This window comes from Methylobacterium isbiliense, from assembly GCF_022179325.1.
GTDB classification, from domain to species: Bacteria; Pseudomonadota; Alphaproteobacteria; order Rhizobiales; family Beijerinckiaceae; genus Methylobacterium; species Methylobacterium isbiliense.
This window is the reverse complement of record NZ_BPQQ01000132.1, coordinates 1-10,772: the sequence shown is the minus strand read 5'-3', so window position 1 is coordinate 10,772 and position 10,772 is coordinate 1. Positions and strand designations below refer to the sequence as shown.

Sequence of the window (10,772 nt, the reverse complement as noted above, 5' to 3'; positions counted from 1 at the left end):
ACCCCGTGGGGGCTGATCACTCGACGGAGCCGCGATACATGATGCGGTAGTACTGCTCGGCCGCGCGCACGATGCGGGCGTTCTGCGCCGCGTCCAGGTAGGCATCCGGATCCTGGGCCGCATAGGCGAGCTGCTTCTCCTGGAGGTCGTGCAGGATCCGGGTGACGGCCTCCTCGCAGGGGTGCTTGGCACCGAACATCACCTCGCGGCCGTAGCGTTCGGGCTTGGCGTGCCAAGGCGAGAGGCAGCCGTAGCGGTCGCGGGCTTGGCGTGCTGCGGCGGGATCGACCCGGTCAAGGTAGTCGAGCACGGCGGCCATGGAGGCGTCCAGGCTGTAGACGTCGAGGCCGCGGAAGCGGACCTGGTTTGCCGGCTCCCGCCCCGCGTTGAAGGCGCGCAGGCCGTGCGCGAGGTCCAGGATCTCGCGGTTGCGCCACATCCAGGTTGGGAAGCGCGTGAAGGTGTCGTTCGGGAACGGTGTGTCGGCCCGGTGCCGGATATAGCGGTCAATCTTCGACGCGTCCGGCCAGTCGGCTTCGACTGCGACGACGCGGAAGCCGTGGCGCGCGACGAGGCGCTGCGTGATGGCCGCCCTGGCGCGGTAGAACTCGGAGGTGCCGTGGGTGGCCTCACCCAGCAGCACGACCCGGACCTGCGCGAACCGGTCGGCGAAGGCCGCGAAGTCTGGATCCTCTACCTCTGGCAGCGGCACGAGCCGCTCGCGCAAGAGCGGCGTAATGCGGGCCTGGGCCACTGAGACGACCATGCCGGCTATCCTCTCGTTGACGGGCTGCCCTTGTGAGCCTCCGCGGCCAGGCCAGGAAGCGGCGGAATGCGGCCTCGACGATCCCCGTCGGGACCACGTGGCCGCCGCTGAACGAGTGTAGGCGACGTCGTAGCCCGAATGCGCCAGCACCGCCGCCAGGCGGCGGCCGCAGCGTTCGAAGGGCAGGACCGGATCCTGTCGCCCGTGCGAGATGAAGAGGCGGGGTGCGCCCTCCCTGCGAGCCGGCGCCGCGAAGCCGTCCGAGAAAGCCAGGACGTCCCGGACGAGGTCGCCCTTGGCGAGGCGGCGCGAGAGCGCGTAGGAAGCGCCGTCCGAGAAGCCCGCAACGGCAATGCGCTCGGGGTCGACCGGCACCTGCGCGAAGACCCGCGCCAGGCCCGCGTCGAGGAAATCCATTTCCGGCCCGTAGGCGTGCTGGATAACATTCCCAGATCGCCCCGCGTGAATCGGGCGCCAGCATTGCGACAGCGTGATCCTCCGCTGCCGCCGAGACCATGGGCAGGACGTCCTGTGCCGAAGCCTCAGCACCGTGCAGCATAATCAGTAGGAGGACCGGCCGCGTGGCGCTGGCCGGAACGTGGAAGATCCCGTCCCGTCTCCGGCCGAGGCTGATCCGATGCGTCCCGGCCGCGGCGGGCTCTGCCGGTTTTTCGCGAGGCCGGGACGTGAGGATCCTTGAAGAGTAGGGGTCTGCATTCTCCATCTATTTCCACTCCGGATTGGCAGTGACGATCGCAGTCAGCCCTGGTCGGGATGTCGATCAGGTCCGGTCGGGGGTTGCCGCCGCTCATGCAGACCAGGCGATCGAACATCGCCTTCAGGTTGGTGGTTGGCCCGTACCACCAGACGGGGCCGATGATGGCCCAGGCATCCGCGCGGGCGAGGCGCTGGTAGAGCTTCTCGTTCCACATCAGGTCGGGCTGGTGGTCGCTGTGCGGTCCGTAGCAGTTGCAGGGCCAGACGCAGAGCGCCATCGAGGAGCCGACGCAGCCGTTGCAGCCCTGGATCTTGGGCTTGCCGTGCTCGTTGCCGATGTCGACCTGATCGACCTGCCAGCCCGCCGGCAGGCGTCCGAGCATGCGGTGCATCAGTGCCCGTGCCTTTCCGTCGAGGCCGGGGCAGCCGTCGAGTCGCCGCGCCGAGCCGGCGACAAGCAGCACCTGGAGCCGTCGAGGCTCCAGCGGCAGTTGATCGGCTTCAGCCTTGAGGTCGTCCATGACGCAGATCGTCATCTGTCGCTGCGAGGAGAAGGGTTGCGAAGCGTTCCGGACTTGGGGAACGCGGGATCGTCGGCCCGAACGGATGAGGGCGAGCTCCCCGCGAACAAAACCCAGACGGACTTAACCATCAAAAACTCAAAAAAGCATCTTCCCTATTTATCGAAATTGATCGCACCTCTGGTCGCTACTCCGCTCCAATATCCAAGACAGCGTTTTGAGCGCCTTGTCGTGCCGTGAGCCGCGTTGGCTTGCCGCGGATCCACACTCGTTCCACCTCGATAGCATCCCACTGAGCAGGCAAGTTTACTGGACGGCAGCCCCACTCTTTCGGCTCGCCGGCGTCTGGGATCAGCGCAGGAAAGCCAAACAGGAGGGCCATGATGAAGCCGCCAAGATTGGCGAAGAACGGTCCCGCTATCGGTTGCTCTGGGAACCGATCGTGACGGTACTCAAGCGTCTGCATAAAGCGATCGTGCAGGAAGGCAGCATATCCTTCGTCGAGCAGTTCCGAGGCCAGGGCGCGATCGCCGGACCAGGCGGCCCACACGCCATAGAACGCCGACAACATCGGGCTACCGATGTAATCTTTCGCCTTCGGTAGGTACAGCGCCAGGGTCGCCTGCTCAGTCGTCGGCGACAACTGGCAACCCAGTGGAAACAGCGCCATCAGTGGGTCAGGCGTTTCTCCCTTGTCGTCATCATCGCTGTAGGCATCATAGGAGATGATCGCATCATCGCGCTCGGGCACAACAAGCTTTTCCGCAATCTCGTTCCAGATCGGCTTGACCGGCTCCTCGACCGCAGTGCCGATCTCGATCGCGGCGCGTAGAACTCGCTTCGCCGACATGTTCATGAATGCCGCGTTGTTCGTCGGCTTCTCGCGCTCGGCAATGCCCGTCGTTTCGTGAATCTCGTAGCCGCGGGAAGTCACTAATACGCGCGACTCCAGCCAGTTGGCCACCCCGGAGACAATTGGCCAGGCTCGCCTTCTCATAAAATCGCGGTCGCCGGTGATGAGCGCGTGGCGGGCAAACGCCAGGGCGACGTCAAGTGAGACGTGGTCCTCATGCCAAGCGGCCGTTCCTGGCAAGGGTGCCGCTTCGTCGCCGGTGGAAGGTGCGCTTTCCCATGGAAACTGCAGACCACGCAGCCCCCGTGTACACGCATTGTTGCTGGCGCCGGTGCGCGACCTGTAGCGGTACTCCAGCAAAGCTGCGGCGGCGTGAGGTTGGACGAGTGACAAGACAGGAACCAAAAACGTCTCAATGTCCCACATCGCATGGCCGTAATAATAATGATAGTTCTTCCAGGTTGCCAGGCCGAATATCGACGTTGATGCATGTGACGACGAATGGACGGAGGTATTGAGGTAGAAGAACGCTGCGTCGGTCATGGCTTGCCAGCGCGGATCAGCACCAACCAGCACGATACGGCTCTTCCAGAGTTCGTCCCATTCTGCACGATTGCGGGCACGGACCTCAGAGAAGCCGCGCTCAGCGTTCATCGCTGCAAGACGTGCCGCCTGTAGTTCCGGCTGCCGATGCAAGACACCTGGAAGGAGGGCCGTGATCTGTGTCGATCGGTACCGTCGCCCTGGCTCGGCTTGGAAAAGATAGGACGTGTTGAGCACCGCGGAGTTCGCATCGAGACTGCGCTGCGCTTCGACTTCGGTGTCGAGCTTGGTGACATAGGCGAGACCGCAAGTTGACATATTGCCGGGACCTGCCCAACGCAGCGCGCCGTCTATCGGTCCGCTCTTACCAGGAAGGTCTTTGTAAAATCGCCGCGGCTCACCGCCAACGCCGACCGTCTCGCCACTAACGCCGCCTGTCAGGATCCCGCCGCTTATGATGAGACTGCAGGCATGGTCGACCACGATCTCGACCTGCTGGCAGGCGAGGGCCGGCTCGTCGCGGCTGCAGAAGATGAGGACCTCGACGTCGGCTCGAGCCCCGCCTGCGCTGAAGCTAAAGCGAGTCGTCAACTCGCCCGAGGCGAAATCGTACGCTTGCTCGATATCGCCGATGCAGTGTGTGGCGTCATCCAAGGAAACACCGTTAATGCAGAGGTTGCCGCCGAGCGGGAACGGCACCAGTGCGGCTGCCTCGATTTTCTTTTCCGGATGTTCGCCCGTGAACCCATTCACCAGGGCATAGCCACCAAGGAGTGGCACATCCGGTATTCGCAGGCCGACAAAGCCATTGGACACATAGGCGGGTAGTTCAAAGCGACCTCCGCCGCGTACGGGCGGCGGGCTGATAGGGCCGGTTCGCATGACGCTGTGCCTTCGGTGCGAGAGTTTGGCCTGTCACGTCCAGTGCGCGCAGTCCGCGGCGTCGACGCTCAGCGTATCGCCGCTGATGAAGCGGGCTTCGTCGCTGAGCAGGAACAGACCTGCGGCCGCAATATCCTCAGGCTTCACCCAGGCCAAACCCATAGGAGTCGCGTCCTTCTTAGCGCTCAGGTAGTCTTCCCGGGTCGGATTGGGCTTGTCCGGAACCGACTGCTTGTACCGTATCGGATTGTCCATCATAGCCGTGTCGGTCGGCCCCGGCAGAATGACATTGACCGTAACGCCGCTCTCGGCGGCCTCAAGCGCCGCCGTCTTGGCAAGACCGATCAGGCCCCATTTTGAGGCCACATACGCGCACGCATTATTCTCGGCGTGACGGCCGGATCCTGAACTGATGATAATGATCCGGCCGCGGCCCTGTGCCGTCATGTGTTTCAGAGCCGGGGACAGCACGTGAAAGACGCCGTTGAGATTGTTGCGAATAACGGTCTCAAAGGTCTCGGGCGGCATATCGGCGATTGGCTTCTCGATCGTGACTGCGTGGTTCGCAATCAAGAAGTCGAGACGATCGAGATCGCCGACGGCCCTAGCCACGAGTTCGGCACCGCGGGACGGATCACGCAGATCCGCTTTCAGGGCAATACAACGAACCCCATGCTCCTCGGCAGAGTGTCGCGTCTCGTCGAGATCGCGCTGGCCCGGCTTCGGGTAGGGCGTACCGTCCGGCAGTTCTTCAAGCGCATCGCATACGACGAGGTCGCATCCTTCCCGAGCCAGCGCGAGGACGAAGGCTCGCCCTATGCCCCGCGCGGCCCCAGTGACGATTGCCGTCCGTCCCTTAAAGCGTGGGGGGATGGAAGGAGGGGGCGCCGGAGCTGGATCGGGACCAAGCTGAACTGGGGCCATATCTAGATCTCACGTTGCAAGTGTCAGCTGACAAGCCTCCGGGAACTCAGCAGCTTTGCTCGATCGAACATCCGCAGCGTGGATACGTTCCTCCATCAGGAACATCCCTAAGGAATCGTCCTGAAGTACGAACCCCACTGGCCAGCGCGGGCAGGATTAATGCGTGTAGTGGCGCGGCTTTGGCGATAGCCGTTGCCGTCTCGTCCGCCCGATGTTTACCCAGGGGCATGGGCGGATGGAAGCGGCGGGCCAGTGCACTACGCGGCGCAGGTACACAGATAGCGCCAGCGGGTGGATACATTCATCCGACACGTCCGTTTTGCTACTTTGGCTTCGCCAAGTTGATCTGGAAAACGGAGTCACAGTCTGAGCGCCGGTCCTTCCATGGCAGAAAATACACAGACCCATACGGCCGGGCTTATGCTCGCTCTGGTGGCCAATCTGCTTCTCGCTTCAGCCGATGCTACGGCTAAGCTTCTCACCACACGGTATCCCGTGTTCCAAGTCATCACGATGCAGGTGGCTTTCGCGTTCATCCCTGTCGCTGCCATGTTCGCGAGGACGTCTATATGGCCCCAGATCCGCCGGCCAGCCCTAGTGCTGATGCGAGGCCTATGTGCGGGCGTCGGTACCCTTTGTAGCTTTTCCGCTTTTTCAGTCCTTCCTCTTCCCGACGTCTACGCGATCATCTTTTCCGCCCCGATTGTCGTCACGCTTTTTTCCGCCATGTTCCTCCACGAGAAGGTCGGTCGGTACCGTTTTGGCGCAGTCTTAGTGGGATTTGCCGGCATTCTGGTCATGGTCGAGCCGGGCGTGACACGCATGACACTGGGTCATGTTGCTGCCTTCGGGGGGATGTTGACCACAGCGGCTGCCATTCTAATTATGCGCCAAGCGCGCCATGAGGATGCCAATCTCATGGTGGCAGCCGTCATGCTCGGCCTGCTGCTGGTGAGCTTGCCCGGGTGTCTCGCTGTCGGTCGTGCACCTTCGCTGCCAGATGTCGGCTTAGCAGCATTGTCTGGCCTGATCATGGGATCGGGTAATTTCATAATCTTGGCCGCTGTGCGCCGAGCTCCCGCCGCCCTGATCGCACCGACGCAGTACACGATGCTCATGTGGGCTTTGCTCTATGGAGTTATCTTGTTTGGTAACCCGGTCCGACTGCATTTCATCGTCGGCGCCGCGTTGGTGATCGCCGCCAGCTTGTTCACCTTGCGCCGCGAACGTGTAAGAGCCCTGGAGGAAATGGTTAAATAAGACTAATCGTAAATCCGTTTTTTGACTAAAACTATTGACGACATCGATTGTGTCGTCGGCAGCTTGGATAATGACGGTCCGGGACGTTGTGACTGCCGGATTGACCGTCGTACCAATGGCAGCTGTCGGAAGACGAGCGGCCATTCCGGCGACATCGGCCGAAGGTCGGGAAGTGGCGCATTGCCGAATCAGCTGAACGCGAACTCCTGACTTCTTGCGGACATACGACCCACCCTCGCCGAAGGTCCGGATTGGGTGGAGAGCGGAACTAGAATTCGCGCCAAGAAGCGGACGTTCGGCTTCCGACCCAATTTCACCGTCAGAGCCGAACGTGTCGGCCCCGAGAGTGTCGGGCCAGCACCTCCCTTACTCGCGGCCGCCGCGCTATTGAGCGGCGACGAGCGCGCTCGTCGATCGTACGGGTTCCGCACCGAAGGTCTTCCGGCAGTAGGCGACCAACTCGTCGGCCCGCTCGGCGTCGCCACGGAAGGCGATGTGCCCGTCCGGCCGAACGAGCACCAAAGCCGGCCGACCTTCCAGCCCGTAGGCCCCGTGTGCCTTGCCGTCCATGTCCGAGAGGGCGGGGACGCTCGCACCATCGACCATAGGGCCGGCCAGGACGAGGCGCGGCCGCACCCAGGTCCAGGGCGTCACGGCCTCGACGGTGTCGAGTAGCGAGGCACCCGCGTCCGAAGACCGACCGTCGAAGCAAAGGAGCGCCCACCCGGTGGTGTGGCCGTCCGGGTTGTAGAGGAACCGGAACAGGCTCGTTGTCTCTCCGCGGTGCGTCACCTCCGCGTCCGGCGCACGCTCGCCGGGCTTCGGCCCCGGCCGGAGCAGGCTCGCCAAGCCAGACAGGCGGTCCTCGTTAAGGAGGCTCTTCGGGTACTCGACCCCCATCTGCTGCATGTCGTCTGTGAGCGGGCGTTGGATCCTCCTCACTTGTGGGCCTGCAATTTTCCCCACCCTCCTGGCCGCATCGGTGCCTCCCGTCTGAGCCGGGATGCCCGCGCGGCTGCCGTCTCACCGAAGCTGGTCCCCGTGGCGGGAGGGAGCAGCGCGGTGGTCAGCCTCGGGGAACTCATGACGATCCTGGACCTCCACCGGCAGGGCCTCTCGGTCACCGCCATCGCCCGCCAACTCGGCCTCGACCGCAAGACGGTCGCCAAGTACATCACCCGCGGCCTCGAGCCGCCGGTCTACGGACCGCGATCCCCCCGCCCGCGGGCCACCGACGCCTTCCTGCCCTACCTGCGTGAGCGCTTGGCCGCCTACCCGCAGCTCACCGCCGTCCGTCTCTGGCGCGAGCTGAAGGAGCGCGGCTTCTCGGGGGCCTACACCGCCGTGAAGCGAGCGGTGGCCCTGCTCCGCCCCTCAGCCCCTCTGCCGATCGAGCGCCGCTTCGAGACCCCGCCCGGCCAGCAGGCCCAGGTCGATTTCGCCCGCTTCGTCGTCACCTTCGCCAACGAGCCGGGCGTGACCCGCATCGTCTGGCTGTTCGCGATGGTGCTGGGACACTCGCGCTATCTCTGGGCCCGCTTCGTCGTCCATCAGGATCTGCAGACGGTCCTGCGCTGCCACATCGCCGCCTTCCAAGCTCTCGGGGGTGTCCCGCGCGAGATCCTCTACGACCGCATGAAGACCGCCGTGATCGGCGACGATCCCGACGGGCTGGTCATCTACAACCGCAGCCTTCTCGATCTCGCGCGCCACTACGGGTTCCTGCCGCGCGCCTGCCGGCCCTACCGGGCCAAGACCAAGGGCAAGGTCGAGCGCCCGTTCCGCTACCTGCGCGAGGACTTCTTCCTCGCCCGCTCGTTCCGCAACCTTGACGACCTGAACGACCAGCTGCGGCACTGGCTCGAGACCGTGGCCAACGCTCGCCGGCACGCCACGACCAAGCGGATCGTCGCGGACGCCTTCACGGAGGAGCGCAGCCAGCTGCGGGCGCTGCCGCCCGTGCCCTACGAAGCCGTGCTCAGCCTGGAGCGGCGCGTCACCCACGAGGGCTTCGTCTCGGTGGCGGGCAATCTCTACAGCGTGCCCGACACCACCCGCCGGCGCGCCCTGGAGGTGCACGTGCTGGCCGATCAGATCCGCATCTACGAGGCGGGGAACCTCGTCGCCTGCCACCTGCCTCTGGAGGGACGTGGGCTGACGCGGGTCGATCCGGCCCATCGCCGGCCGCGATCTCCCCCGCCTGAACCACGAGACGCTGCCGAGCCGGTGGTCGTCAGGCGCGCCGGCGACCAGGTCGCGCGTCGCCCGCTGGCCATCTACGACGCCGTCGCCCGCCAACTCGCGGGAGCCGGAGTGCCCAGGACCGACCAAGGAGACGCGGCATGAGCGGGACCGGCGAGATGATCCCCCCGCTCGTCGAGCGCATCAAGGCCACGCTGGTGGGGTTGAAGATGCCCCGCGCCCTGGAGATCGTGGACACCACCGTGCGGCGACTGGAGCGCGGCGAACTCAGCGCGCTCGAGGCGGTCGATGCCCTGCTGAGCGAGGAGTTGAGCCTGCGCGAGAGCCGGCGGGTGAAGACCGCGCTGGTGATGGCGCGGCTCTCGACGATCAAGACACTCTCGAGCTTCGACTTCGCCTTCCAGCCCTCGCTCGACCGGACCCGCATCCTGGCCTTGGCCGAACTGGGCTTCGTGGATCGCTGCGAGGTGCTGCACTTCCTGGGCCCGCCCGGCACCGGCAAGAGCCACTTGGCGGTGGCCCTCGGCGTGGAGGCAGTGAAGGCGGGCCGCAGCGTGTACTTCACCACCCTGGCCGACCTCGTGGGAACCTTGGCGCGGGCCGAACGGGAAGGAACGCTGCGCGAGAAGATCCGCTCCTTCTGCCGGCCGGCGCTGCTGATCGTGGACGAGATCGGCTACCTGCCGGTGGTGCCGGGCGGGGGCAACCTGTTCTTCCAGCTCGTCAACGCGCGCTACGAGCGGGGCGCGATGATCCTGACCTCGAACCGCGGCTTTGCGGAGTGGGGCGAGGTGTTCGGCGATCCGGTGGTAGCGACCGCGCTGCTGGATCGTCTGTTGCATCACGCCGTGGTGGTGCAGATCGAGGGCTCAAGCTACCGGTTGCGCCAGCACACCGCCCTGATGCCCGAGCACATCCGCTCGAAGGCCGCCCTGCAGGCTCCGCCGCTCGCTCCGCCCCCACGTCGGCGCGGACGCCCACCCAAGAATGGAGGTGCTCACCTCGGCATCGCCTGACCGCCGAGCCCGCCGATCTGAGGAAAATTGCGCGCCCGAAATTGCGGAAGGTTCGAAGCCCGTTGACAGTCGTCCGTGCCCTGCAGCAGCGAACCCAGGTTCGGCAGAGCCTTCGCGGCGAGCCCCACCGACTGTGCGCGCTACGACGAGCTGCGTGCGATGGAGATGCTGTGATGGAGCGCCACACCATCCTCGAGCTGATGGTGAGGCTGAAGCTGCGCGGCATGCGCGCGGCCTACGACGAGGTGACCACCCAGGCGGCCAAGCGCGGGCACGCACCCGAGCGGGTGGTGGGCGAATTGCTGGCCGCGCAACTGGCCGACGTGGAGAGCCGGGCCACGGCTTACCGGATGGGGAACGCCAAGTTCCCGGTGGTGAAGACGCTGAGCGAGTTCGACCTCGCCGGCTCGCCCGTAAACGCGGCCGTGGTGCGCGAGCTGCACCGGGGCAGCTTCCTGAGCGATTACCGCAATGCGGTGCTGATCGGTGGCACGGGCTCGGGCAAGACGCACTTGGCCATCGCCATCGGGGCGAACTGCGTGCGCGAGCGCAAGGCACGGGTGCGCTTCTTCAACACGGTCGATCTGGTCAATCAGCTGGAAGCCGAGGCGCGGGCGGGCCAGGCGGGGCGTCTGGCCTCGCAGCTGGCGCGCGCCGACCTCGTGATCCTGGACGAGCTGGGTTATCTACCGTTCCCGCGGGCAGGCGGTCAGATGCTGTTCCACCTGATCAGCCGTCTCTACGAGCGCACCTCGGTGATCGTGACGACAAACTTACCGTTTGCAGAGTGGCCGAGTGTGTTTGGGGACGCGAAGATGACGACGGCACTGCTGGATCGTCTGACGCATCATTGCGACATCCTGGAAACGGGCAACGCCAGCTGGCGGCTGAAGACCCGCACCTGAGACGATCCGAGAGATGCCTCGCCGCAGATGGCCTCCGGCTGGAGACGAGGCCGACGCCGCTGCGCTCACCCAGCCGGCTTCGCGACGTCGGCCTCTGCGTCGGCGGGGATCAGCCATGGGCAGGGATGGGTCCTTTTTGGACGCCGAGCCCGGGTCCCTTTTGGGTCCTCCCGCGTTCTTGGT

At 64.9% G+C, this 10,772-nt stretch carries 9 protein-coding genes; 4 read left to right on the top strand and 5 right to left on the bottom strand.

The window, feature by feature from the left end; genetic code table 11:
- Window positions 1-16: 16 nt before the first annotated feature.
- From MFF61_RS32900 to MFF61_RS32885, 4 genes are all read right to left on the bottom strand, one after another.
- Entirely contained in the window at window positions 17-1,183 is a 1,167-nt protein-coding gene (locus MFF61_RS32900; RefSeq protein WP_238241940.1) for an erythromycin esterase family protein, read from the bottom strand.
- A 125-nt stretch (window positions 1,184-1,308) separates the two neighbouring features.
- The gene (locus MFF61_RS32895) at window positions 1,309-2,004 is read right to left on the bottom strand and encodes an NAD(P)H-dependent oxidoreductase (protein WP_238241939.1); all 696 of its coding nucleotides are present in this window, start codon (window positions 2,002-2,004) and stop codon (window positions 1,309-1,311) included.
- A gap of 187 nt (window positions 2,005-2,191) precedes the next feature.
- A complete protein-coding gene (locus MFF61_RS32890) occupies window positions 2,192-4,282 on the bottom strand; it encodes a glycoside hydrolase family 65 protein (protein ID WP_238241938.1) in 2,091 nt (696 codons plus the stop codon).
- A 33-nt stretch (window positions 4,283-4,315) separates the two neighbouring features.
- Window positions 4,316-5,206, bottom strand: a complete 891-nt coding sequence (locus MFF61_RS32885) for an SDR family NAD(P)-dependent oxidoreductase (protein WP_238241936.1) — start codon at window positions 5,204-5,206, stop codon at window positions 4,316-4,318.
- Between the two features lie 384 nt (window positions 5,207-5,590).
- Between MFF61_RS32885 and MFF61_RS32880 the strand changes: the two genes are divergently transcribed.
- Entirely contained in the window at window positions 5,591-6,466 is an 876-nt protein-coding gene (locus tag MFF61_RS32880; RefSeq protein WP_238241935.1) for a DMT family transporter, read from the top strand.
- Between the two features lie 384 nt (window positions 6,467-6,850).
- Here MFF61_RS32880 and MFF61_RS32875 read toward each other — a convergent pair whose 3' ends face one another.
- Window positions 6,851-7,375: an aromatic-ring hydroxylase C-terminal domain-containing protein gene (locus MFF61_RS32875; protein WP_238241934.1), complete on the bottom strand. Its 525-nt coding sequence runs from the start codon at window positions 7,373-7,375 to the stop codon at window positions 6,851-6,853.
- Between the two features lie 153 nt (window positions 7,376-7,528).
- Here MFF61_RS32875 and istA point away from each other — a divergent pair, with 153 nt between their 5' ends.
- From istA to istB (MFF61_RS32860), 3 genes are all read left to right on the top strand, one after another.
- Window positions 7,529-8,812: an IS21 family transposase gene (gene istA, locus MFF61_RS32870; RefSeq protein ID WP_238241933.1), complete on the top strand. Its 1,284-nt coding sequence runs from the start codon at window positions 7,529-7,531 to the stop codon at window positions 8,810-8,812.
- A complete protein-coding gene (istB, locus tag MFF61_RS32865; protein WP_238241932.1) occupies window positions 8,809-9,684 on the top strand; it encodes an IS21-like element ISMtsp8 family helper ATPase IstB in 876 nt (291 codons plus the stop codon). Before istA ends, istB (MFF61_RS32865) begins: the two co-directional genes overlap by 4 nt.
- A 173-nt stretch (window positions 9,685-9,857) precedes the next feature.
- Complete coding sequence (istB, locus tag MFF61_RS32860) at window positions 9,858-10,589, top strand: IS21-like element helper ATPase IstB (RefSeq protein WP_238241931.1); 732 nt, start codon at window positions 9,858-9,860, stop codon at window positions 10,587-10,589.
- Window positions 10,590-10,772: the final 183 nt, after the last annotated feature.

What these genes read in the sequence shown, in the direction of transcription:
- MFF61_RS32900 (WP_238241940.1), bottom strand. Translation starts at nt 1,183, where the DNA reads ATGGATTTCCTCGACGCGGGCCTGGCGCGGGTCTTCGCGCAGGTGCCG.
- MFF61_RS32895 (WP_238241939.1), bottom strand. Translation starts at nt 2,004, where the DNA reads ATGGACGACCTCAAGGCTGAAGCCGATCAACTGCCGCTGGAGCCTCGA.
- MFF61_RS32890 (WP_238241938.1), bottom strand. Translation starts at nt 4,282, where the DNA reads ATGCGAACCGGCCCTATCAGCCCGCCGCCCGTACGCGGCGGAGGTCGC.
- MFF61_RS32885 (WP_238241936.1), bottom strand. Translation starts at nt 5,206, where the DNA reads ATGGCCCCAGTTCAGCTTGGTCCCGATCCAGCTCCGGCGCCCCCTCCT.
- MFF61_RS32880 (WP_238241935.1), top strand. Translation starts at nt 5,591, where the DNA reads ATGGCAGAAAATACACAGACCCATACGGCCGGGCTTATGCTCGCTCTG.
- MFF61_RS32875 (WP_238241934.1), bottom strand. Translation starts at nt 7,375, where the DNA reads ATGCAGCAGATGGGGGTCGAGTACCCGAAGAGCCTCCTTAACGAGGAC.
- istB (WP_238241932.1), top strand. Translation starts at nt 8,809, where the DNA reads ATGAGCGGGACCGGCGAGATGATCCCCCCGCTCGTCGAGCGCATCAAG.
- istB (WP_238241931.1), top strand. Translation starts at nt 9,858, where the DNA reads ATGGAGCGCCACACCATCCTCGAGCTGATGGTGAGGCTGAAGCTGCGC.